Source organism: Pantoea sp. QMID4 (assembly GCF_030270445.1).
Classification (GTDB): domain Bacteria; phylum Pseudomonadota; class Gammaproteobacteria; order Enterobacterales; family Enterobacteriaceae; genus Pantoea; species Pantoea vagans.
This window is the reverse complement of the sequence record NZ_BSXL01000001.1, coordinates 565,875-589,479: the sequence shown is the minus strand read 5'-3', so window position 1 is coordinate 589,479 and position 23,605 is coordinate 565,875. Positions and strand designations below refer to the sequence as shown.

Genomic DNA, 23,605 nt, shown 5'->3' with positions numbered 1-23,605 from the left:
AGTGTTATTTCTTTTTTTAAATACTACGACAACCAGCAATTTAAGCAATTGAAAACCGGCCATTGTTTATTCACAAATCTGCATGAGGTTAGTTATTTTTCACATATAGCTCCCCGGCTTTTTACTGTTAACCTGCCCCTCTGTCTGAATTAACTAACTGCTGATCAGGCAGTGTTCCGGGAAATAATATGCAACTCGATTTTCGTCAGGTCAGAGAAGACGAAACAGATGTTTATCTGGCGCTGATGCATGCGGCCTATGCGCCGGTGAAAGCGCTGGGCATTAAATTTGATGCCGCCACCGCAGACCGCGCTGTGGCCCTGCGCCACCTGCAGAGCCACGGGGTGTATGCGCTTTATGCTGATGAGAAGATGGTCTCGTCAGTGACCGTCCGCTATCCCTGGGGGCCGCTGCCCGGCCCGTTTGGTCTGCCGCATATTGGCTGGTTCGGTGCGCACCCTGACTATCCCGGCCAGCAGTTTGGTCGTCAGGTGCTGGAACGGGTCGAACAGGCGATTCTGATCGATCAGCTGCGTGCTCCTGCGGTGTCGCTGGGAACGGCCACCAGTCACCCCTGGCTGCAGGCGATGTACCTGAAGCGCGGCTTCAAGCCAATGCATACCCGCGACCTCGGTAAGGGTCATATCACCCTCTATATGAAGAAAGTACTGGACCCGGTGGCACACGATGCCTGGCTGAGCCGCCAGACAGCAGCGCAAGGAAACCCATAATGAGCATCACTATCCCCACGACATTAGGCGAACCGCTGATTGCCTTCCGTCACGAATTGCACCAGTTCCCGGAGCTGTCGAATCAGGAGTTTGAGACCACGCGCCGACTGCGCGAGCAACTGGAACACCATCAGATACGTATTCTCGATCTGCCGCTGAAAACCGGCCTGGTGGCGGAGACTGGGGCGTCAGCCGGGCCGCTGATTGTGCTGCGGGCCGATATCGACGCGCTGCCGATTGAAGAGCAGTCTGGCGTCAGCTATCGCTCGCAGCGTCCGGGCGTGATGCACGCCTGCGGTCATGATTTTCACAGCGCAGCGGCACTCGGCGCGGCGATCCTGTTAAAGCAGCAGGAAGCGAGCCTGCCAGGCCGGGTACGGATTCTGTTTCAGGCCGCAGAAGAGACCGGCCAGGGCGCGCCAGAAGTGATTGCCAGCGGCGCATTAACTGACGCGCTGGCGATTTTCGGTATCCACAACGATCCTTCGCTGCCTGCTGGCGTCATCGGTTCCAAAGCCGGGCCGCTGACTGCCGCCGTCGACCGTTTTAACATTGCGATTACCGGTATCGGCAGCCATGCCGCCAAACCCGATCAGGGCAACGATCCGATTGTCATCGCGGCACAGATTGTCTCGGCGGCGCAGACGCTAATTAGCCGCAATGCCCCCTCCGCCGATAACGCCGTGGTCTCTATCACTCAGATCCACAGCGGCAGCACCTGGAACGTCATCCCGGACAGCGCCTGGCTGGAGGGCACAGTGCGCTCGTTTTCATCATCCACCCGCCAGCGTCTTGAGCAGCGCTTCCGGGCGATTGTAGCGGGCATCGCTGCAGCCTTTGATGCGCAGGTGAGCTTTACATGGCACGCCGGGCCGCCATCGGTAGTAAATGATGCGCACTGGGCGGACTTTGCTTTGCAGCAGGCAGAAAGCAGCGGATTCGAAGCACGCGTGGTCGAGGCAAGTCCGATTGGTGAAGATTTTTCCTTCTATCAGCAACAGTTGCCTGGTGCCTTTATGATGGTGGGCACCGGTGAACCCTATGCACTGCATCACCCTGCTTTTCGCATTAATGATGAGGTGCTGCTGCCAACGGCGCGCTATCTGGCCGACCTGGCACAGGCGGCACTCCTTTCTCCGGAGCGGCCACAATGAGCCTGACTGCTGCGCTGGCTGAAGCGATCCTGTACGGCCAGCCGGATGCCCCGGCACGTGACCACGCGCGCGAAGGCATCCGGGATTTTCTGGCGGTGAGCTGGCCGGTGCTGCAGGGCACCGTACCGGATAGCGGCTTACCAGCTCTGCGCACCCTTTACAGTGACGGCAGCGTGCGTTCACAGACGCTGCTGCTGGCCTATGCAGGACATGCGCTGGACTACGACGACTTTCATGCCGATTTTCGCGGGCATCCCAGCGTGGTGATCCTGCCCGCGCTTTTCGCCTGGCAACGGTATCAGCCCAAAAGCCTGGAGCAGTTTCTGGATGCTTACGTCATTGGGGTAGAGATGGCCGGTCGTCTGGGGCTGGCGGTCAGCCAGCAACATTATGCACTGGGCTATCACAACACGGCGACGCTGGGGACCCTTGCGGCGGCGGCAGCGCTGGCGCGTCTGCTGGGGATAAAGAGTGATGACACCGCCACCCTGCTGGGCATTGCGGCGACCCAGGCCAGCGGTTTACGTGCACAGTTTGGTTCGGCGGTAAAACCACTGCATGCGGGCTTTGCCGCCGAACGGGCCGTGACAGCGGCTCAGCTGACCCTGGCCGGAATCGATGGCCGCCAGCAGGGGGTCATTGAAGCCTTTGTTGCCGCCAGTAGCGCGGACCAGGCACAGCCGGAGAAATTGCTGGAAAACTGGGGCAGCCCGTGGCGGATCAGCACGCCGGGACTGGAATTCAAACCCTTCCCGACCTGCGCCGGTACTCATAGTGCGGCAGAAGCGGCCCGCATCCTGCGCCAGCAGTGGCTGGCGGCAGGTAAACCGCTGGATGCGCTGCTGAGCCAGATTGTTGATATCACCGTCGCCTTTCCGCCAGGCGGTGACATCGCCGCCTCAATACGCGTGCCGGTTAACGGTATTGAAGCGCGCTTCAGCCTGGAATATGTGATTGCCGCCATGCTGATTTATGGCGATCTGCGCCTGCAGGATTTTGCGGAAGGCGATCTCAATCATCAGGTTATGCCGCTGGCCGCCCGTGTGCGACGGACGCCGGATCAGCGTGCGCCGCCCGATGCGCTCAATCCCGCTCTGCGCTTTCACGTCGTTACGCTGACGCTCGCGGATGGCACAGCGCTGCATCAGCGCCGTACACGCCAGCAATCGCTGGCGGAGGGCGTGAATGTGAGCAGTAAGCTTCATCAGGCGCTGGGTGACGCGTCGCCAGAACTGCTTGCAGCCACTGCGCTGCATTCTGCGGCAGAGTTGCAGAGGCTGACCGGGGCGCTGATCCGATAGTGGCTTAACACGGCGGAACGAAAGCCTGAACCGGCGTAACCTCACCGGCAAATTTCCGCACCTGCACCACCGTAATCTGGCCGCTGCAGCCCTGCGCCAGCGAGGAGGTGCCGATATCCATGGTCAGCACATTGGGATTACCGTGGCGGCACAACGGACTGGCGGCAGCAGGCTCGACCGGGTCGTACCAGGCACCGGTTGGCAGCTGAACCACGCCAGGCATGATGGTATCAGTGAGACGCGCGCTGGCGAGGACATGGCCGCGCGCATTAAAAAGTTCGATGATGTCGCCATCCGTGATCGCCTGCGCTGCCGCATCGTCCCTGTTCAGGCTACAGACTTCGCGCCCGCCTCGCTTGCTGCGCTGGCTGTAATCACCAAAATCGAGCTGGCTGTGCAGACGCGTTGCGGGCTGATTGGCAATCAGCCAGAACGGATAGTCGGCGCTGGGTTTTTGCTGAGGTTCACGCCATACCGGATGGCCGGGACAATTTTCATAGCCAAAGCTGGCGATAGTGGCGGAGAAAATCTCAATTTTTCCGTTTGGCGTCGGCAGTGGCGCGGCGTCGGGGTCGGTGCGGAACGCATTGATCATCCGGCCACCCTCCTTCAACTGCGGCAACTCCAGCACGCTCTGCTGCCAGAACTGACTGAAATCGGGTGTCTGCACCTGATGAGCGGCCAGTTTTTCCTGCAGCTGGCCGTAAAGATGCTGCAACCAGCCACGCGCATCACGCCCTTCGCTGAATGCCACTTCCCTGCCCAGCCGCCGGGCCAGGTCACGAAAAATCGTATAATCATCCCGGGCTTCGGCGTAAGGCGCAGCCACCGGCTGCATGGCGATTAAATGGCGATCGGTCGGCGCACCGCCGATATCCTCACGTTCCAGGGTCATGGTGGCGGGCAGGACAATATCCGCATGACGCGCCGTGGCGGTCCAGGCGCTTTCATGCACGATCAGCGTATCCAGCTGGCAGAAAGCCTGACGCAGCCGCGCCAGATCCTGATGATGGTGAAACGGATTGCCTCCCGCCCAATAAGCCAGACGGATATGGGGATAGGTCAGCTGGCGGCCATTGTAGTCAAACTTTGTGCCGGGATTGAGCAGCATGTCGGCGATACGCGCCACCGGAATAAAGCGGTCAATGCCATTTTTGCCCTGCGGCAGGGCCGGAAAGCTGACCAGATTATGATGCTTGCCATAATGGCCCAGCGCACCCAGTGCATAAGTATATCCACCGCCGGGCAGCCCTGGCTGTCCGAGCGCCGCCGCCAGCACCAGGCCGAGCCACACCGGCTGTTCGCCATGCTCGGCACGCTGCAAAGCATGAGCCACGGTCACCAGCACCCGCTTACCGTGCAACTGCCGTGCAAACTGACCGATCAGATCGCTGCTGACGCCGCAGATCCCAGCGGCCCAGTGCGCGTCACGGACTACGCCATCCTCTTCACCGCGAATATAAGCCACCATCTGCGGCCAGCCGATACAGTAACGCGCCAGAAACGCCTCATCGGTTAACGCTTCCGCAATCAGCACCGCCAGCAGACCCAGCATAAACGCCGCATCCGTGCCGGGCCGCAGCGCCAGCCACTCGCCCTGCGCCTCTTCAGGCAGATCGCTTTTCAGCGGGCTCACTGAGATAAACCGTGTACCGCGCTGTGCCGCTCGCTGCATAAAACCGCGCTCGGTGTGTTCGCTCAGGCCGCCGCTGGCCACCTGCGCATTTTTCAGCGCCAGGCCGCCAAACGCCAGCACCACCTCGCTGTGCGCGGCGATTTCCTCCCAGCTCACGCCGCGTCGGGCGATCTCGTTCATGTCACCGACAATGTGTGGCAGCAGGACAGATGCCGCGCCGGAACTGTAGCTGTTGACCGAACGGACATAGCCGCCCAGCGTGGTGTTCAGAAATCGGTGCACCTGGCTTTGCGCATGATGAAAACGGCCTGCGCTTGACCAGCCGTACGATCCGCCAAAGATGCCTTCCGGGCCGTATGCTTCACCAACCCGCTTGAGTTCCTGCGCCACCCGCTGACTGGCCTCTTCCCAGCTGACCGCGACATACTCATCAGCACCACGACGCTGATCCGGGCCTGGCCCGTTTTCCAGCCAGCCACGCCGTATCATCGGCTGCGCGACACGCGCCGGATGATTGAGTGAATGAAGGAAGTTTTGCAACAGCGGGCTGGGATCAGGATCGCGGTGGAACGGCTCAATCAGCAGTTGATCGTCCCTGTGCTGGACGTAAAAAGCGCCCCAGTGGGCGCTGTGCATTACCGGTTTCTGGGTCATGCTGATTCCTGGTTACAGAAAAATAGTGCCTAAAGCACCGTTGCAATAAAGTTTCTGACACGTCCGTTGTCCGGATCGTCGAGGACCTGCTGCGTCGGACCCGCTGCCACAATTCTGCCGCTCTCCATGAAAACGATGTTGTCGGCAACCTCGCGGGCAAAGCCAATCTCATGCGTGACCACCACCATGGTGATACCGGAGTGCGCCAGCTGCTTAATCACCTGCAGCACTTCCCCCACCAGCTCCGGGTCAAGTGCCGATGTCGGTTCATCAAACAGCATGACGCCGGGATCCATCGCCAGCGCGCGGGCAATGGCCACCCGCTGCTGCTGACCACCAGAGAGGTTCTGCGGCCACTCATCTTCGCGGCCAGACAGCCCAACCTGCTTCAGCAGCGCCAGCGCTTTGGTCGTGGCCTGATGACGGCTCTGCTTTTTTACCCGCATCGGTGCATCCGTAATGTTCTGCAGCACGGTGCGGTGCGGAAACAGGTTGAACTGCTGAAACACCATGCCAATTTCCGCCCGCTGGCGGGCAATAGCACTGCTGCTGAGTTCGTGCAGCGCCTGGCCTTTTTGCCGGTATCCCACCATCTGGCCGCCGATGAGGATTGTGCCGCCATCCAGCTTTTCAAGATGATTAATACAGCGCAGCAGCGTGGATTTACCGGAACCCGATGGACCCAGAATCACCGTGACAGATCCGGCAGGAATATCGAGATTAACCTCATCAAGAATGGTGACGCCGGAGAAGCGCTTGGTGACTTTGCGTAGTGCGATTGCTTCAGCCATTGCTCACGCTCCTTTGCGTTTTCGGCAGCGGAAAGCCTGGCAATGATGACAGGAGGCTGCGCTTTTCTCGCCGCGTCACACCGCGACCAAAGTAGCGCTCGACATAGTACTGGCCGACAGAGAGCACGGAGGTCATCAGCAGATACCATAAGGTTGCGACCAGCAGTAACGGGATCACTTCATAGGTACGCTGATAGATAATCTGCGCCGAAAACAGCACATCCTGCAGAGAGATCACCGACACCACTGCGGTGGTTTTTAGCTGGCCAATAATCTCATTGCCCGCTGGCGGCATAATGGCGCGCATCGCCTGTGGTAAGACGGTGTGACGGAAAATCTGCGCCGGGCGATATCCCAGGGCGCGAGCCGCTTCAATCTGTCCATTGCCCACACTCTGGATACCAGCACGCACAATTTCTGCGGCATAGGCAGACTGATGCATCACCAGCGCGATCACCGCCGCGCTAAACGGACTCACCAGCGCATTGGACTGCGCGCTCCAGAGTTCGCCTAATCCCGGAATCGACAGCGCGATTCGGGGATAGAGCGCAGCGATGTTGTACCAGAGAAACAGCTGCACCAGCATCGGCACACCGCGGAAAAACCAGGTGTAAGCCCAGCTCACCGCCACCAGCACCGGGTTAGAAGAGAGGCGCATCAGCGCCAGCACCGTGCCAAAAGCGAATCCCAGCACCACCGAGATGGCCGTGAGCTGCAGCGTCATCAACACACCCTGCAGAATGGAGGGCGCAGTGAAGTTCTCTGCAATCACCTGCCATTCAAAGCGAGGATTGTTAATCATCGAATGCGCCATCGCCACCACGCATAACAGCACCACCAGCGCACTCAGCCAGCGTCCGTAGTAGCGTTTACCAACGATTTTCAGGTCGTCAGTGTGGTCCGGAGTTTCTCTCATTTAAAGATCTCTTGGTTGCGTCGGGCTTCGTTCACGGCACCAAAACCGATTCCCCAGTTATCGAGGATTTTCCGGTAGCTGCCATCGTTGATTAACGAATTCAGTGCCGCCTGTACGGCTGGCTCCAGCGGCGAGTCTTTCGGGAACGCGACAGAGACCGGTGCATCATTCACGGTGATTTCACCGCTCATGGTCAGCGGTTTGATCACTTTGGTCTGCCACAGCAGTCCTTCATAAGGACCGAGGAACAAAGGAACGCGACCGCTGACCACGGCCTGCACGCCCGCCGGACGATCCGGGAATATCGCTACCCTGATCGGTTGCTTACCGGCGGCTTCACAGGCTTTGCTGGCCTCTTCCAGCCGCGTCACCTGAGTCGTACCGGAGCCGGCGCCCACCTCTTTGCCACACACATCGCTGAGTGATTTGAAGGGGGTGATATCAGCGTCTTTGCGGGAAATAATGCCCAGCAGGCTGGCGTTATAGTAACCGACAAAGTCGATCTGTTTCAGGCGGGTCGGCGTGGCATTGATGTTTGACAGCGCCACGTCGTAACGTCCGGTCTTCAGGCCAGGAATAATATTGTCGAAGCCGCCGGTATCGCGCCATTGAACGGCGATGCCCAGACGCTCGCCGACCGCATTCATAATGTCGATTTCACGACCCGCCAGCGTTTTGTTGTCTTCTTTATAAAAGGTGGTGGGCGGCGTGTTCGGGTTAGTACCCGCCACAATATAGCCACGCTTAAGGATATCCGCAGGTATCAGGCTTTTCAGCGCCGGGTCGGCTTTGACATGTAAGCTGCTTTCAGCAGGCACAGAGGGTTCGGCTGCAAAAGTGGCGTGTGCACTCAGCGCGAGTGCAAAAAGGGTCATTCCTTTTAGATATTTCACTGGAACCTTTCTCCTGATAATTAAATGTTCCCCCCAGAGGGAAAAGTTATCGTGCTCTGTTATCAGCATCGGAAGCCAGAGAAGAAGCGGGCTTCAGTGCTTTATCATCCTCGTAACGTTTTATTGTCATTCTCAATGAAGACCGACGGCGATCACAAATGCTAAAACCGGGATTATTTAGCCGGAATATGGCAATGAAGAGGTCCAGACGCTTTTTCATCGTTAACCGGGATGTTGCAGCGTAAGAGAGTCGGGCAGGCAGGGTGGCACTGGCAGGAAAGGATAATCATTTCCGCAGCCGTTCGTTAACGGTCTCAGCAACACTCAAAGTATCACTGCATTGATAAGCATCTCATTGAGATGGTCATATTCCACTCAGGCTGTACGCTGATAAATTATTAACTTGATCAAGATCAATTTATTCCATCATCGAGTAAATAAATTTCTTTCGTAAGGTATAATTTTTTATTTATTTTAGTAATCATTAATTTAGATGAAATTGCAAAAGTTAACCTTCCGATAATTACCTTATAAAACAATAGAGAGATGATTAATAACCTCAACCTGGAAATGATAAACAATGGTAAAGAATTATCGTGCGCTGACGATAAAAAGAGCAGGACTGAATTGTGTAATTTCTTTTGCCTGCTTCTGAACCCCATTAAAGGTGAATCTTATGAGCCTTGCTCAGCGCATCTCCAGTATTAAAATCGGGAAAAAACTAGGCGTCGGTTTTGTCGTCGTCATTGCTGTCTCACTCGCCATAACCTTTATCGCTTTTGACTGTTTTAGCCGTATAAAAGACAACTCCGCCCGGCGCACCATTACAGTGGAGATAGTGAATACGTTAAGCAAGGCCCGCCTGAATCGCACGCTTTACCAGCACACCAAAGATCCTGTTTTTGCCACGCAGAACGTTCAGGCCCTGAAGGAGTTAGATGCCCTTTATAAACGGCTCGATGGTTTTGAATGGGATGAAACAGGGCAGCAGAAAATCATGCTGATGGGGCAGTTAATCCGCGAATATCAGAGTCAGCGTCAGAAATTTGAAACGTCTGCGCAGGCGACAACCGTTGCCTTTGAGACCCTAAAACCGGATATCCTGATTGCGCTTGCACATCAGCTCAAATCCCTTGATCTGGCACTGACACCCGATGCAGCGCTACCGGTCATGCGCCTCGCTGCAGCGCTATTCGATACGGCTAATACTGAAAAATCGTTTCTCGATAAACCGTCTGAGGCCAGCAGAGATACGGTCGCTGAAGAATATACGGCGATCACTACCCTGAGTGAGCAACTGGACAGTTTTGCCCAGCCGGCTATTAATGAGGTATCACGTCAGGTGATCAATACGCTTGCACAGCAGCGCCAGGCATTAACGATCTATGCAGATGCTGCCGCAAAAGAAAAAAGTGAATCTGCGGACCTGACTACAACCGCAGAAAAGCTCAATGCCGTCGTATCGGATACCTTTGCCTTTCAGTCCCGCCAGTCTGCTGAATTTATCAAACAGGCAGAGTGGCGCATCGCCTTTGCGGCGCTGATTTGTGTCGTCCTGAGTCTGCTGATTGCCTGGCGGATTACCCGCAACATTACGCTGCCACTGAAAGAGACGCTGAATGCAGCGCAGCGTATTGCCAGCGGTGATTTAACGACCTCCCTGAACACCACCCGGGGTGATGAGCTGGGCCAGCTGATGCAGGCCGTCGATGCGATGAACCTCAGCCTTCAGAATATCATTACCAATGTGCGCGATGGCGTCAGCAGCGTGGCGCGTGCCTCGGCGGAGATTGCAGCAGGTAATACCGATCTTTCCTCACGCACCGAACAGCAGTCTGCTGCCGTGGTTCAGACGGCGGCCAGCATGGAAGAGCTCTCATCCACGGTGAAACAGAATGCGGAAAATGCTCACCATGCGAGCCAGCTGGCGACCGATGCGTCGGTGAATGCCGGACGCGGTGGCGAGATTATCCGTGACGTTATCGTCACCATGAACAACATCAGCCAGAGTTCAGGCAAAATCGGCGAAATCATTCACGTCATCAACAGCATCGCCTTCCAGACCAATATTCTGGCATTAAATGCTGCGGTTGAAGCAGCACGCGCCGGTGAACAGGGTCGCGGCTTTGCGGTGGTGGCCGGTGAAGTCAGAAATCTGGCCCAGCGCAGTTCGCTGGCTGCCAAAGAGATTGAAACGCTGATTCGCGAGTCGCTTGATCGGGTTCATGATGGTTCTGAGTTTGTGGAACGCGCCGGAAGCACCATGGACGATATTGTCCGCTCGGTCAGTCAGGTCAAAGACATTATGGGTGAGATTGCTGCCGCATCCGACGAGCAGAATCGCGGTATTTCCCAGATTGCGACAGCAATGGCCGAAATGGATACCACCACGCAGCAGAACGCCGCGCTGGTTGAAGAGTCTTCTGCCGCAGCCAGTTCCCTGGAAGCACAGGCAGACGAGCTGGAAAAAACGGTAGCGGTATTCCGCTTATCAACCGGGCAAAGCAGCACCAGCCGGGCTGCACCTGCCCTGGCACCGCGTTTAGTGGCTGCGATGCCGGTTAAAGCCTCAGCAGAGTCCAGCTGGGAAAGCTTCTGATACACCGTGCTGCTTTGTTATAAGCGTCATGCTGATACAGCCAGCCTGATTTAATGAGGCTGGCTGAAGTATGAATTAGCCCCAAACAAGGCATCAGAGTAATCACAGAAAAAAGCCGGCGCCGGCGTGTATTAGCCCGGGTCTGATGATTGTTTCGGATCCGGCAGGGTTGTGGCTTCAGGAAAGGCTTTTAAAGATGGGTATTAAATCGTGGTGGCAGGGAAGTGTCGTCCATGACAGTTTCTCCGGCCGGTATACGCTTTCGCATAACCGATGAGGTCATCCGCTTCGTCGTTTTCCGGCCGGAGCCGGACTACGTCCACTGGCGTCAGTTCAGTTACTGCTAGTTCAGTTCTTCGTTCAGGCCTGCAAGGGTCTGCAGGTACGGCACCTGCTGCTGGGCAACCGACGGTGACTTAAAACTACTCAGCCAGCGCCTGGCTTCGGAGATTTGCGTCAGCCGGTCGGTGTTGCTTTCAGATTTCGCCATACAGCCCAGCTGAGTAAAGAGTGATGCGATACTGATTTCTTTCTCACCCAGGGCAAGGCTGAGTGCCGCTTCGCCAATAATGACGTGGCCTTTCTCGTCGTTTTGAATTAACACAGAAAATCCTCCATTAGTACGAATTGATGACAACCTCACCAGAGACTGTAGTCGTAAAAGCAAGACCTGCCCGAATAAATCACTAAAAATCTCGCAACCTGCTGATCGAATACACTTAATGTTTTTTTCCGGATTGTTCTGTTTGTCTCTGCCGTCCATCCTGCCAGACTGTCTGGCCTTATCAGCAACGGATGCACCTATGAAACTCTCTGTTCTTCTCACGTTGTTAGCCGCAACGGTGTACCTGGTGTTTGCTGCCCATGGTGGATTCGGCACGTATCAGGCCAGCCAGTCGCTTTCTACACAAAGTGGTGAAACGGTTACGGAAGAATAAGGGTTAAGTCCGGCGTCGTCAGTGCACCGGCAATCGGTTATGATCCCCTGCCATTCTGCTGCCGGTTGCCCGATGTCTGCCATTATCGATACGTTTATCGCCCCACCCTGTTTTGATGAGATCACTCTCCTGTTTCAGGACGATCATCTGCTGGTGATCAACAAACCCAGCGGACTGCTGAGCCTGTCAGGCAAGAATCCGCAAAACCTCGATTCAGTACATCATCGGCTGGTAAAACGTTTTCCAGGCTGCACGCTGGTTCATCGGCTCGATTTTGGCACTTCCGGGCTGATGGTGGTGGCACGAACCAAAGCGATTAATGCCGCACTTTGTCAGCAGTTCAGCCAGCGCACGGTGAGCAAAATCTATCTGGCACTGCTGTGCGGACACCTTGCCGATGATGAAGGTGTGATTGACGCCGCGATAGCCAAAGATCCGGCGCTGTTTCCCCGGATGGTGATATGCGCCGCTCAGGGCAAGCCCGCACGCTCACGCTATCGGGTTACTGAACGCAGTTATTATCAGGGAAAAGAGGAAAAGGAACTGCCGGTTACGCGGGTTGAGCTGACACCAGAAACCGGACGCACCCATCAGCTGCGCATTCACTGTCAGCAACTGGGTCACCCGATTCTGGGCTGTGATCTTTACGGCGGGTTATTGCTGCCGGGCGCTGAGCAGGCAGAGAGGCTGATGCTGCACGCCAGCGGATTAACGTTTGTTCATCCTGTCAGCGGCGAGACACTGCACCTCTCTGCCGCCAGCCCCTTCTGACTGCCTCAGCGCCTGGTTACCACATCAGGTCATCCGGCACTTTGAAGTCTGCGTAAGGATCATCTTCGTCCTGTGCTTCTTCGCTCAGGGCACTGTTTAAAACGATGGCACTGGCATCACGCTGGGCAATTTTATCCGCCACGCTGGCCGGGATGATGGCGTACTGGCTCTCGCCACTTTTGTCAGCAGTCAGGCGGGCAATAGCGAGACGGCCATTGATCAGCTGAGTCTGTGTCAGCTTATCCACCATGATTTTTTTAATCAGGTTGTTGTCGGTGAAGTTGAAGCTGATGTCGCCTCGCGCCACCTCGATTTTGTTCATTTCGATCAGCTGCTTAACCTGCGCTTTATACTCTTTCGACAGCACAGCCAGCTTCTGCTGCTCATTCAGCTGCTTATCCCGCTCAAGCTGCGCTTTTTTATTATCTTCTACCGCTGCTCTGGCTTCGCGCGCCTGAACCCGGGATTTTTTCGCGGTACGCTGAACCTTATCCATTTTTTTGCTGGATACTAAGCCCGCTTTCAGCATCTGCTCTTGCAAGGTGAGTTTTGTCATTGTCGTCTCTGAACCTGTGAAAATTTGTCCGGGATTATACCTGTAATCTTTCGCGCTGTGCCAGGCTGACGCCGCGATTACGGGTTACGCCTCAACACTGTGCTAACATTCCCCGGTCAACATCACCTTATTGAGCACCATGTCAGCGCTAACAAAACGTAAAAATGACCCTGAAGGGCTGAAAAAACGCATCATCGCAGGCGCACTGAAAACCTTCGCTGAATTTGGTATGCAGGGTGCCAGGCTGGAGCAGATTGCTGAGCATGCACAAACCACGAAACGCATGGTGGTCTATCACTTTGGCAGTAAAGAGCAGCTTTATATTGCCGTGCTTGAGCAGGTTTATCAGCAGATACGTCAGCATGAAACCGGCCTGAACCTGGCGTCGATGGAGCCGGAACTGGCCATGACACGACTGGTAGAAGCCAGTTTTGACTATCACGTCGAGCATCCCGATTTTATCCGGCTGGTCTGCAGTGAAAACCTGCTGCGCGGTCGCTACATCACCCAGTCGCCGCAGATTAAAGCGCTGAACCGCAGCGCACTGGATCTGCTGGATGACATTCTGGCGCGCGGTCAGCAACAGGGGATATTTACTGGCGATGTGCAAACCATCGATGTTCATCGCCTGATCAGCAGTATCTGCGTTCATCACGTCTCAAACCGCTACACCTTCAATGCCCTGTTCAGTCCTGACAACAATGAAACCGAGAGTATCCGCCGCAATCGTCAGCTCGCTGTTACCGCAACGTTACGCTACATCCGCAAATAAATGCCCGCAATCCGGGCTCCGCTTACTCATGGTCTACGCTTAGTAAACATTCGTCATGAAAACGCCATAAAAGGAATGCTGTTGTGAGCAGAGACGCACGCCTCTATCCGCTTCGCCAGACCCATATTGAACCCGATGATGATGCGCTGTGGAACTGGGCGCAGAACGCGCAAATCGGCAGCCGTCAGCAGGTTCAGCGTCCCGCCAGTGAAGCGGAACTGCAGAAACTAATCCGCGAGTCACGCGGCAGGATCCGGGTAATCGGCAGCAAGCTGTCACCTGGCCGGATGCTACATGTCGCTGAAGACGATCTGTTGCTGGATCTCAGCGCCCTGCACGGTCTGATAGCCAGTGATGAGCAGAGCGTAACCTTTGGTGGCGCGACCCCGCTTGAGCAGGTTTATCGCAGTCTGACCGACATTAATCGCATGCTGGCCTCATCGCCAGGCGTGATTGCGATTCAGACGCTGGCGGGTGCGATGGCGACCGGCACGCACGGTCAGGGTTTGCAGCAGAGTTCGATTGCCGATGAAGCGCTGGCGATACGCATGGTGCTGGCTGACGGCAACGTGCGTGAGTTTGTCCGCGGCGACGCTGACTTTCCGGCGGCGCAGGTCTCTTTAGGTGCGCTGGGCATTGTCACCGCCGTCACCCTGCGCACCCAGCCGTTTAAGATCTTCACCTGCCATAAAAATGCTGTCTCAGCCGATACGCTGGAAGAGGATCTGCTGCGCTGGAACAATGACTATCCGCTGAGCAAAGCCTGGTGGTTTGTTGATGACAACCTGATGCACGTCTGGAATGCCCATGAGGCGAGTGACGAGGAGCGTCAGTGTTACGAAGCGCAGGGGCGTCAGGTGGTGGAACATGAGGGTGAAGCCGACGACAGTCTCAATGACACCATCGACCAGACGCTGGCGCACATGCACCGCGACACGCAGATTCAGGGCAAAGGCGGCAAGCAGTTTCGTACCGTCACCCGCTTTCGCGACTTCACCGATGTTACCGGTGACATTTACCAGCTCTTCTGCCGCGGCATTGCGGTGCCACAAATTAATGTGGAAATCGGCGTGCCGCTGGCAAAAACCCCGGCCATCATCCGCCGGATTAAGCAGTGGTATGCAGAGAACCGTCCACATATGCACTACCCGATTATCCTGCGCTGCACCGGCGCGTCCTCAGCCTGGCTGAGTCCGGCCGCTGGCCAGCCAACCTGCTTCTTCGGCTTTGTGGTCTATTACGCCGACGATGGCTCGCTGTCACAGGAAGGGCTGCACTTCCTGACAGAAGTGGAAAAACTGCTGGCCGAAGAGGGCGGACGCCCGCACTGGGGTAAGTATTACGACGAAGAACGCTACAACTGGCGTGAGATCTATCCGCAGTGGGATGCCTTCCGCGCCCTGCGCCACCAGCTCGACCCGCAGGGCCGGTTGGGAAACGACTACATCACGCCACTTTTTGACTGATTGAGGAAAGCTATGTTTGCCTGGGTAACACTGTTAACACAACCCGACTATATGGTGGGCGTCAAAGCGCTGCACCGTTCGCTGCAGGAGAGCCATACTCAGTGGCCGCTGGTGGTGATGACTACGCCAGCTATTTCTGATGCTGACTGTCAGATTTTGCAGGATGAAGGCTGTGTAATTAAACCGGTCGACCCACTCTATCCGCGCGCCGATCTGGCTCAGCATTACGCCTCGGCGCAGTTTGGCGAGGTCTGGACCAAGCTGCGTGCCTGGCAGCTTACCGATTATGAGCGCGTGGTGTTTCTGGATGCCGATATGCTGGTCCTTCAGAACATGGATGAGCTGTTTACCCTGGATCTGGGCGATAATCCGCTGGCGGCCTGTCACGCCTGCCGCTGTAATCCTAACCAGATCGCTTCTTATCCGCCGGAGTGGCAGCCAGAGCAGTGTCACTATACCTGGCAGGCACGCGGTGAGCAGGCTCCGGAGAGCGTCGACCTCTACCTGAACGGCGGTTTTCTGGTACTGAAGCCTGACAATGTGGTGTTCGATATGCTGGAGAAGCGCATTGCGGCGATTGATGATCTCAGCGCCTATCCCTTCTCCGAGCAGGATCTGCTGAATGAAGTGTTTGCCGAACGCTGGAAGCCGCTTTCTTATATCTACAATGCGTTAAAAACCCTGCCGTTCCAGCATAGCGGTCTGTGGCAGGGTGATGAGGTGAAGAATCTGCATTATATTCTGGCGAAACCGTGGAATCGCGATCTCAGCCAGTCCGAAAGTGAGCGCGATCGCTTCTATGCGCTGGATAAGCTGTGGTGGGAAAAAAGCGGTCTGATCTGACTGGATACGGGCGGGACACTCCCGCCCTTCCCGCCTGTTCACTCAACCCTGTAGCCCGCCACTTCGCCAGATCCTCTCTTCCTCAGATTCTGTCTTACACCTCGAACCAGCGGCGCTGCTCAGCGGAGTGTGCAATCGCTTCCAGCACCTTCTGCACCTGCAGTCCCTCGGCAAAATCGGGCCACATGCGATCGCCGGCTGCGATGCCGTTAATCAGGTCGCGGATCTCCACCGTTTTTTGATCGTTGAAGCCGATGCCATGTCCGGCTGAAACGCAGAAATTCGCGTAGTCAGGATGGGCCGGTCCGGTCAGGATGGTTTTAAATCCCTGTCGCCCGGCAGGTTCGTCATGCAGATAAAGCTCCAGTTCCGCCATGCGCTCCTGGGTGTAACGCAGCGTGCCTTTGGTGCCGGTGACAACATAGGTCAGGCCCATTTTTGCGCCACAGGCAATGCGTGAGGTTTCAATCACACCGTGTGCGCCATTACGGAAGCGCAGCAGCGCGCTGGCCTGATCTTCGTTTTCAACCGGTAACTGCCGCACAGGTTCTTTTGGATCAGGCCGTGAGGTGATCACCGTCATCATATCGCCACTCACCTCAGCAATATCGCCGACCAGATAGTGGGCCATATTGACGATGTGCGCTGCCAGATCGCCCAGCGCGCCAAGGCCTGCCAGCGCTTTCTGGCAGTGCCAGTCGAGCGGCGTTTCCGGTCTGGCGAGGTAATCCTCGTTATGAGTGCCGTAAAAATGCACCACGTCGCCAATCTCGCCTCTGGCAATAATCTCTTTTGCCAGCTGGCTGGTCGGGTTTTTCATATAGTTGAAGCCAACCAGGGTTTTCACCCCTGCCGCTTCGGCCGCCGCCACCATCTCCTGCGCATCCGCCACGCTTAACGACAGCGGCTTTTCTGAATAGACGTGCTTGCCGTGGCGTATCGCCTCCAGCGCCATTTCTTTGTGCAGGAAGTTGGGTGCGCAGATGTCTACCACATCAATCGCCGGATCGCTGACCAGCGCGCGCCAGTCGCTGGTGGAGCGCGCAAAACCAAAGGTCGCCGCCTGACGTGCCGCCAGCTCAGGATTTACTTCGGCCAGCATCTCCCGCACGATTTCGCCTTTCAGCGCGAATACAGTGGGGGCCTGGGCATAGGCTATCGCGTGGCAGCGCCCGATATAGCCGCTGCCAATCATGCCGATTCTGACTTTGTTCATTTCAACTCCGGATATTCAGTTCAGGGTCAAAATGGAATCTACGTTTCGTTTTGTCTGCTGACAAAGTCAGAATCGAGACTTTGTGACGCCTGTAAAAAACTATCCGGTTAAATCATGCGTACTGCGGTCTGACAAGGGCTTTGCCGCGTCAGAACACCTCATAAACACCTCAGTCTGACATGCCTCTTTTTAACGCAGGAAGCCGCTGAGATGACCCTTCATTCATGGTCCGAATTGCTATTGTGGTGACTATTTCAGCAGTCGCGCAGATTTGTGAAAAAGAGCTTTGACATGATCCGGCGTGGCCGTTACTATGCGCCCCGTTCAAACGATTCCTCTGTAGTTCAGTCGGTAGAACGGCGGACTGTTAATCCGTATGTCACTGGTTCGAGTCCAGTCAGAGGAGCCAAATTCGGGAAGCCTGCTCAGGAAACTGAGCGGGCTTTTTGCTATTCATTTATTTGATAAAATTTCTGCGGCCTGCACATTCGTTTTCCTCCTGCTTCATCGATCTTTTTGTCGTTACCTGACACTTGTAACAAGCAAAACAGCCAGGCCTCAAAGGTTCATTTCTGACACTTAGTTTCTCATTGCTTTCTTCAAAACCTGCAACCTTCGCTTAAAGGGTCATAAATGACCTTTTAACGGCGTAATTTGTCTGCAGCTAAAGAAACTTCAGAGTTATAGCAACAAACAGTTCAAAATTGACCTTTTCCAGATTATATTCGCATTATGTTGTATCAGAAGCGTGCTGAAAATGCAGAAAAGTTCAAAAATGAACCTTAATGAGATTAAATCTTCGCTGATAAGCCTTTCTGAGTCAGATCGGCAAGAGATACTGGCGGAGATTGCTTTCAGTACAGAATCCAAAGAAGTGACAATAAAAGCATACCCACCGGGCACCCGATCGGAGTTGAGTGATTTGACGTTCCAGACGCTGCCACATCTGCTGGTCAGTGAACTTAAACGACAAAATATCACCTATGAAGAGATGGCGATTCAGATTGGTGTATCACTCTCAACATTTAAACGACTGATCGCTAAGCCATCCTCTGCTAAGGCAATCAACCTCTATACCTTGCTTAAAGAACTGGGTGTAAAAGTATGGCTCGAAAAATAGAAGTGTGGCTTTATAACAAACTCGCAGGAACGTTGAGTGAAGAGCAAAGTGGTTATGCGTTCTGCTACCTGCCTGCCTATACCGGCGGTGCAATATCTTTCAGCATGCCGGTAAGACCAGAGCCCTATTTAAGTGAAGAGCTGCATCCTTTCTTTAAAGGTTTAGCGCCGGAGGGCTGGCTGCGAAAACGCTATTCTGAAATTCAAAAAATTGATGATAACGATCTGTTCGGTTTACTGATGAAAAATGGTAACGATATGCTTGGGGCCGTCGTCTTCAGAGAGATAACATGATGAATCCAGAACGCTGTCTGATCACGCTGAACCGGCTTAAAGAATCGGAATCAAAAACCGGCTACTCATCAAAAGGCATAAAGCATCTGCTGGGTAGCCGTGACGTGGCCCTTAGCCTTCCTTTCACGCGCAGTCAGTTTATTCAGGAACTCCCCGAACGTCAGAAAGGGATGAGCATTTCAGGCTATCAGCCTAAACTGTCGCTTCGTCTGGAAAAAGGAGAGCTGGTGGTCGTCAGCAATAACGGCACCTATATTCTAAAACCCTCTCCGGAAGAGTATCCGCATCTTGCAGAGAATGAGCATGCCACGATGTGCGTTATGCAGCGTCTGAAATTTAACGTTCCCCCGTTCGGGCTTATCCCATTCAGACATGATGAAAACCGGCGAGATGAACTGGCGTTTGTCATCAAAAGATATGACCGCCTGGGTTCAGATCACGCGCGATTACATCAGGAACAGTTAGATGGCGCGATGAATCTCAGCGATAAATATGGCAGGATTAATAATAATAAAGCCATCAGTTACGAGAAAGCCGCTAAATTTCTGAACGCCAGAGTGAGCAAAAGTTTAAGGAGTAAGCGCGATCTCTTTTTGCGCATCGTTTATGCGTATGTGCTGGGCAACAATGATTTTCATCTGCGCAATATCGGGATCATTCATCCTGAAACGAGTACACCCTTTCTCGCCCCGGTTTATGACTTTATCAGCGTAGTGCCCTACCCCGCAGCGTTTGGAGAGTATTTAGCTTTGCCCCTGCTGGAACAGGAAGAAAATGACGCAGGAAACGCGCCGGGTATGAATTCAGATTACGGAGAATATCTGGGCGCAGACTTTATTCTGCTTGCAGAAGGTATGGATATTAAGCCCGCTCTGGCACGAAAATGGCTTTCCGAAGTGGTGAGTCATCATCAGCTTGTTATAGACACCTATATTGAAAGTCATATGCCTGAGTCACAGCGGAAAGCCGTACTTGATTATGTTGCCCGAAGAATGACATTACTGGCCGTGACCGAAATTTAGAAGAGATGCAGAACCGCCAATCAGCAGCATATCCCTGCTTATTAGCCATAAAAAAGCCCGCTAAAACAGCGGGCTTTCCGTTTACACCATCAACAGCTATCAGATATCGAACCGATCCAGATTCATCACTTTGGTCCATGCAGCGACAAAGTCTTTGACGAATTTTTCACGGGCGTCGCTGCTGGCGTAGACTTCCGCCGAGGCGCGTAACACCGCGTTGGAACCAAACACCAGATCGGCACGTGTGGCAGTGAAACGGGTTTCACCACTCACGCGATCGCGTCCGATGAATTTCTCATTGCTGCCATCAGTCGCTTTCCATTCGGTACGCATATCCAGCAGATTCACGAAGAAGTCTGTATTCAGCGATCCTGCATTGTGCGTGAAGATACCGTGCTGGCTACCATCGAAATTTGCGCCCAGGGCACGCATCCCGCCCACCAGGACCGTTAACTCCGGCACGGTCAGCGTCAGCTGCTGCGCTTTATCGATCAGCAGGCTTTCGGTGGTGGTTTTGCCGAAGCCGGTGCCGTAGTTACGGAAACCATCCGCACGCGGTTTAAGCAGATCGAACGACTCAATGTCAGTCTGATCCTGACGCGCATCGACACGGCCCGGGGTGAATGGCACGTCGATCGAGATGCCGGCCGCTTTCGCCGCCTGCTCAACACCGACGACACCCGCCAGCACGATGACATCCGCCAGTGAAGCCTTGTGGGCTTCGCGCTGAATGGCTTCCAGCGCAGGCAGAACGCGTGCTGCGGCGGTATTGACATCCCACTCGCGCTGCGGCAGCAGTGCCAGTCGGGCACCGTTGGCGCCACCACGTTTGTCGCCACCACGGAACGTCGATGCTGATGCCCAGGCAACAGAGACCAGCTCGCTGACGCTGAGGCCGGATGCGGCAATCTTCTCTTTCAGCTGGGCGATATCTGCCACGGTTGGGTGATAAACCGGTGCAGGCAGCGGATCCTGCCAGATCAGATCTTCCTGTGGTACTTCAGGTCCGATGTAACGCGCTTTCGGTCCCATATCGCGGTGCGTCAGCTTAAACCACGCACGCGCAAAGGCTTCGTTGAACGCCTGCGGATCGTTGTGGAAACGACGCGAAATTTTTTCAAACTCCGGGTCAAAACGCAGCGTCAGGTCGGTTACCAGCATGGTCGGCTTGTGTTTCTTAGTGGAATCAAACGCATCCGGGATGATATCCGGCGCATCAGCTGCCACGAACTGAATCGCACCCGCCGGGCTGCGCGTCTGGACCCACTCATATTTGAACAGGTTTTCGAAGAAATAGTTACTCCACTGGGTCGGTGTCTGCGACCAGATTACTTCCAGGCCAGAGGTAATCGCGTCTGCGCCGACGCCCGTGCCGTGGCTGTTGACCCAGCCCAGACCCTGCGCTTCAATCGGTGCGGTTTCCGGATCGACACCCACGTGGCTGGCCGGTGCAGCACCGTGGGTTTTACCCAGCGTATGTCCGCCCGCAATCAGTGCCACGATCTCTTCATCGTTCATGCCCATGTTGCCAAAGGTGGCGCGAATTGCCGGGGCAGCAGAGGCAGGATCGCCGCTGTGTTCCGGTCCTTCCGGGTTCACGTAGATCAGACCCATCTCGGTGGCACCCAGTGGCGACTGTGCCAGGGATTCCGGGTGACGGTGTTCCAGCCAGGCGGCTTCTTCGCCCCAGTTCACATCCATATCCGGCTCCCAGACATCGTCACGTCCGGCACCAAAGCCGAAGGTACGGAAGCCGGAGTTTTCCAGCGCAACGTTGCCCGCCAGAATATAGAGGTCAGCCCAGGAGATTTTCTGGCCATATTTCTGTTTAATCGGCCACAGTAAGCGGCGCGCTTTATCCAGACTGACGTTGTCCGGCCAGGAGTTTAACGGCGCGAAGCGTTGCTGACCACGGCCTGAACCACCGCGTCCGTCTACGGAGCGATAGGTTCCGGCACTGTGCCAGGCCATGCGGATGAACAGGCCGATATAGCTGCCCCAGTCAGCGGGCCACCATGCCTGTGACTCGGTGAGCAATCCTTTAATGTCAGCTTTCAGCGCAGAGTAATCTAATTTGGCAAATTCTTTACGGTAGTCGAAGGATTCATCAAGCGGGTTCGAACGGGATGAATGCTGGTTCAGCAGGTCAACGCGAAGCTGGTTAGGCCACCAGTCGCGGTTGGTTGTTCCGCCACCCGGAGCCTGATCAGGCTGCGCTCGCTTGCCCGCGTGAAAGGGACATTTGCTTTCAGGCGCTTCGCGATCGGCTTCAACAATAGGCTTTGCATCTTTTGCATCTTCATCAATGGAATTGCTCATGGTCACACCTCTTTTTGTATTTTCATCGCTACTCTATAGAGGATTTTCAGGAACTCACACCTGTCTCATCCTATAAGATTGATAGCTTATCCCTTTGAATAAGGTTTTTTTCAACAGCTTCCAGCGATGGCGCAACGGCTGTTACGACCCGGAATCATCAACGAAGCGGCATCGATGCTTATCAGACTATTCCGGCACAACCGGTTATACAACCGTCTTATTCATGGCTGGCTGAGCAGCGGTGAGACCTGATATGGCCGCGATCCGTTTCCAGACCGGTGTAATTGCAGGGATGGACGGAGCAGGTGCGAAGCAGAAACGGCAGAAATACGAGAAGAGATAATGATTAAAAAGCGTTACGGATCGCAGAAGTAAATGGCAGGTAACACAGGTTTATGAAGAAACAACAGAGCGCCCGGCTTGCGCGGGCGCCCGACTATAGACTTAACGCCAGCCGAGTTCCGGGGCGACGTACTTCAGAATCGCCTCAATCACATGGGCGTTGTAGGCGACACCAAGCTGATTAGGCACGGTCAGCAGCAGCGTGTCCGCTTCGGCAATCGCCTCATCCTGCGCCAGCTGCTTAATCAGTACTTCCGGCTCTGCGGCATAGCTGCGGCCAAAGATGGCGCGGGTTTTCTCATCAAGGAAGCCAACGGAATCCTGATCGTTACCGCTGCGGCCAAAGTAGGCGCGGTCCATATCATTTACCAGCGCAAAGATGCTGCGACTGACGGAAACGCGTGGCGCATGCGGATGCCCCGCCGCTTTCCATGCCTCGCGGTAGGCGCGGATCTGTTTCGCCTGCTGAATGTGGAACGGCTCGCCGGTCTCATCATCTTTCAGGGTTGAACTTTGCAGGTTCATGCCCATTTTTGCCGCCCATTCTGCGGTGGCGTTGGAGCCGGATCCCCACCAGATACGGTCACGCAGCCCTTCTGAAAGCGGCTCAGGGCGCAGCAGACCTGGCGGATTAGGAAACATCGGCTGTGGATTCGGCTTAGCAAAGCCTTCGCCGCGCAGCACGTCCAGAAACGCCTCAGTGTGACGACGGCCCATATCCGCATCGCTTTCACCCGCTTTCGGTTCAAAGCCAAAGTAGCGCCAGCCATCGATTACCTGCTCAGGTGAACCGCGGCTCAGACCCAGTTGCAGACGACCGTTGGAGATAAGGTCTGCCGCGCTGGCGTCTTCCACCATGTAAAGCGGGTTTTCGTAACGCATGTCGATGACACCGGTGCCAATCTCAATCGTTTTGGTGCGCGCTGCCACGGCAGCCAGCAGCGGAAACGGCGAGCTGAGCTGGCGGGCAAAATGGTGGACACGGAAGTAAGCGCCATCTGCGCCCAGCTCTTCGGCGGCGACCGCTAAATCGATCGATTGCAGTAACACATCCTGCGCGGTGCGGGTGGCGGACTGCGACGAAGGCGTCCAGTGTCCAAAGGATAAGAAGCCGATATTTTTCATCTGTATTTCTCCTGACAGACGATAAACGCCTGTGGGCATGAATCGATTTTTGACAGGAAAAGGTTACGCCCTACGCGCCGCCACTGATAGTCAATATCTTTAAGCGCCATATTCAGGAATTTCGACATAGCTAAGCAGGTTATCCAC

The 23,605-nt window shown here is 55.2% G+C and carries 21 protein-coding genes and 1 tRNA gene; 13 read left to right on the top strand and 9 right to left on the bottom strand.

Features of this window, described 5'->3' with window-relative positions; all coding sequences use genetic code 11:
- Window positions 1-188 precede the first annotated feature (188 nt).
- From QSK07_RS02580 to QSK07_RS02570, 3 genes are read left to right on the top strand one after another with little or no spacing between them, the layout of a single operon-like run.
- Entirely contained in the window at window positions 189-731 is a 543-nt protein-coding gene (locus QSK07_RS02580; RefSeq protein ID WP_275220742.1) for a GNAT family N-acetyltransferase, read from the top strand.
- Window positions 731-1,885 (top strand): amidohydrolase, encoded by a 1,155-nt coding sequence (locus QSK07_RS02575; RefSeq protein ID WP_285720364.1) that lies wholly within the window; start codon window positions 731-733, stop codon window positions 1,883-1,885. Before QSK07_RS02580 ends, QSK07_RS02575 begins: the two co-directional genes overlap by 1 nt.
- Window positions 1,882-3,186 carry an MmgE/PrpD family protein gene (locus QSK07_RS02570; protein WP_285720363.1) on the top strand — a complete coding sequence of 435 codons (1,305 nt, stop codon included), beginning with the start codon at window positions 1,882-1,884 and terminating at the stop codon, window positions 3,184-3,186. The genes QSK07_RS02575 and QSK07_RS02570 overlap by 4 nt, the downstream gene beginning before the upstream one ends.
- Before the next feature lie 4 nt (window positions 3,187-3,190).
- Here the strand turns inward: QSK07_RS02570 and QSK07_RS02565 are convergent, their stop codons facing one another.
- The 4 genes from QSK07_RS02565 to QSK07_RS02550 are packed head-to-tail and all read right to left on the bottom strand — an operon-like array spanning window position 3,191 to window position 8,076.
- Window positions 3,191-5,476, bottom strand: coding sequence for a molybdopterin-dependent oxidoreductase (locus QSK07_RS02565; RefSeq protein WP_285720362.1), 2,286 nt, complete (start codon window positions 5,474-5,476; stop codon window positions 3,191-3,193).
- 29 nt (window positions 5,477-5,505) lie between these two features.
- Window positions 5,506-6,267: an amino acid ABC transporter ATP-binding protein gene (locus QSK07_RS02560; protein WP_285720361.1), complete on the bottom strand. Its 762-nt coding sequence runs from the start codon at window positions 6,265-6,267 to the stop codon at window positions 5,506-5,508.
- The gene (locus QSK07_RS02555) at window positions 6,260-7,183 is read right to left on the bottom strand and encodes an amino acid ABC transporter permease (protein ID WP_098052907.1); all 924 of its coding nucleotides are present in this window, start codon (window positions 7,181-7,183) and stop codon (window positions 6,260-6,262) included. The genes QSK07_RS02560 and QSK07_RS02555 overlap by 8 nt, the downstream gene beginning before the upstream one ends.
- Window positions 7,180-8,076, bottom strand: coding sequence for an ABC transporter substrate-binding protein (locus tag QSK07_RS02550; RefSeq protein WP_285720360.1), 897 nt, complete (start codon window positions 8,074-8,076; stop codon window positions 7,180-7,182). The genes QSK07_RS02555 and QSK07_RS02550 overlap by 4 nt, the downstream gene beginning before the upstream one ends.
- 676 nt (window positions 8,077-8,752) lie before the next feature.
- On the opposite strand from QSK07_RS02550, the gene QSK07_RS02545 reads away from it, so the two are divergent.
- Window positions 8,753-10,675, top strand: a complete 1,923-nt coding sequence (locus QSK07_RS02545; protein WP_285720359.1) for a methyl-accepting chemotaxis protein — start codon at window positions 8,753-8,755, stop codon at window positions 10,673-10,675.
- 343 nt (window positions 10,676-11,018) lie between these two features.
- On the opposite strand, the gene QSK07_RS02540 is transcribed toward QSK07_RS02545, so the two are convergent.
- Window positions 11,019-11,279, bottom strand: a complete 261-nt coding sequence (locus QSK07_RS02540; protein ID WP_285720358.1) for a hypothetical protein — start codon at window positions 11,277-11,279, stop codon at window positions 11,019-11,021.
- Between the two features lie 199 nt (window positions 11,280-11,478).
- On the opposite strand from QSK07_RS02540, the gene QSK07_RS02535 reads away from it, so the two are divergent.
- Window positions 11,479-11,613, top strand: a complete 135-nt coding sequence (locus QSK07_RS02535; protein WP_275220753.1) for a hypothetical protein — start codon at window positions 11,479-11,481, stop codon at window positions 11,611-11,613.
- Between the two features lie 72 nt (window positions 11,614-11,685).
- On the top strand, window positions 11,686-12,384 hold the full coding sequence (locus QSK07_RS02530) for an RluA family pseudouridine synthase (protein ID WP_285720357.1): 699 nt from the start codon (window positions 11,686-11,688) through the stop codon (window positions 12,382-12,384).
- A 16-nt stretch (window positions 12,385-12,400) separates the two neighbouring features.
- On the opposite strand, the gene QSK07_RS02525 is transcribed toward QSK07_RS02530, so the two are convergent.
- On the bottom strand, window positions 12,401-12,940 hold the full coding sequence (locus tag QSK07_RS02525) for a DUF2058 domain-containing protein (protein WP_285720356.1): 540 nt from the start codon (window positions 12,938-12,940) through the stop codon (window positions 12,401-12,403).
- A gap of 139 nt (window positions 12,941-13,079) precedes the next feature.
- On the opposite strand from QSK07_RS02525, the gene QSK07_RS02520 reads away from it, so the two are divergent.
- The 3 genes from QSK07_RS02520 (at window position 13,080) to QSK07_RS02510 (ending at window position 16,021) form a co-directional block, all read left to right on the top strand.
- On the top strand, window positions 13,080-13,712 hold the full coding sequence (locus QSK07_RS02520) for a TetR/AcrR family transcriptional regulator (protein ID WP_285720355.1): 633 nt from the start codon (window positions 13,080-13,082) through the stop codon (window positions 13,710-13,712).
- An 83-nt stretch (window positions 13,713-13,795) separates the two neighbouring features.
- Complete coding sequence (locus tag QSK07_RS02515) at window positions 13,796-15,178, top strand: D-arabinono-1,4-lactone oxidase (protein WP_285720354.1); 1,383 nt, start codon at window positions 13,796-13,798, stop codon at window positions 15,176-15,178.
- Window positions 15,179-15,190: 12 nt separating this feature from the next.
- On the top strand, window positions 15,191-16,021 hold the full coding sequence (locus QSK07_RS02510; RefSeq protein ID WP_285720353.1) for a glycosyltransferase family 8 protein: 831 nt from the start codon (window positions 15,191-15,193) through the stop codon (window positions 16,019-16,021).
- Between the two features lie 94 nt (window positions 16,022-16,115).
- Here QSK07_RS02510 and QSK07_RS02505 read toward each other — a convergent pair whose 3' ends face one another.
- Window positions 16,116-17,237 carry a Gfo/Idh/MocA family protein gene (locus QSK07_RS02505; protein WP_285720352.1) on the bottom strand — a complete coding sequence of 374 codons (1,122 nt, stop codon included), beginning with the start codon at window positions 17,235-17,237 and terminating at the stop codon, window positions 16,116-16,118.
- 333 nt (window positions 17,238-17,570) lie between these two features.
- On the opposite strand from QSK07_RS02505, the gene QSK07_RS02500 reads away from it, so the two are divergent.
- From QSK07_RS02500 to QSK07_RS02485, 4 genes are all read left to right on the top strand, one after another.
- Window positions 17,571-17,646: transfer RNA gene (locus QSK07_RS02500), tRNA-Asn, on the top strand.
- Between the two features lie 348 nt (window positions 17,647-17,994).
- Complete coding sequence (locus tag QSK07_RS02495; protein WP_285720351.1) at window positions 17,995-18,357, top strand: XRE family transcriptional regulator; 363 nt, start codon at window positions 17,995-17,997, stop codon at window positions 18,355-18,357.
- On the top strand, window positions 18,342-18,650 hold the full coding sequence (locus tag QSK07_RS02490) for a HipA N-terminal domain-containing protein (protein ID WP_098052891.1): 309 nt from the start codon (window positions 18,342-18,344) through the stop codon (window positions 18,648-18,650). The genes QSK07_RS02495 and QSK07_RS02490 overlap by 16 nt, the downstream gene beginning before the upstream one ends.
- Complete coding sequence (locus tag QSK07_RS02485; RefSeq protein ID WP_285720600.1) at window positions 18,650-19,672, top strand: type II toxin-antitoxin system HipA family toxin; 1,023 nt, start codon at window positions 18,650-18,652, stop codon at window positions 19,670-19,672. The genes QSK07_RS02490 and QSK07_RS02485 overlap by 1 nt, the downstream gene beginning before the upstream one ends.
- Window positions 19,673-19,771: 99 nt before the next feature.
- On the opposite strand, the gene katG is transcribed toward QSK07_RS02485, so the two are convergent.
- Complete coding sequence (katG, locus tag QSK07_RS02480) at window positions 19,772-21,991, bottom strand: catalase/peroxidase HPI (protein ID WP_285720350.1); 2,220 nt, start codon at window positions 21,989-21,991, stop codon at window positions 19,772-19,774.
- Window positions 21,992-22,435: 444 nt separating this feature from the next.
- On the bottom strand, window positions 22,436-23,458 hold the full coding sequence (locus QSK07_RS02475; RefSeq protein ID WP_098052890.1) for an LLM class flavin-dependent oxidoreductase: 1,023 nt from the start codon (window positions 23,456-23,458) through the stop codon (window positions 22,436-22,438).
- Between the last annotated feature and the right edge of the window lie 147 nt (window positions 23,459-23,605).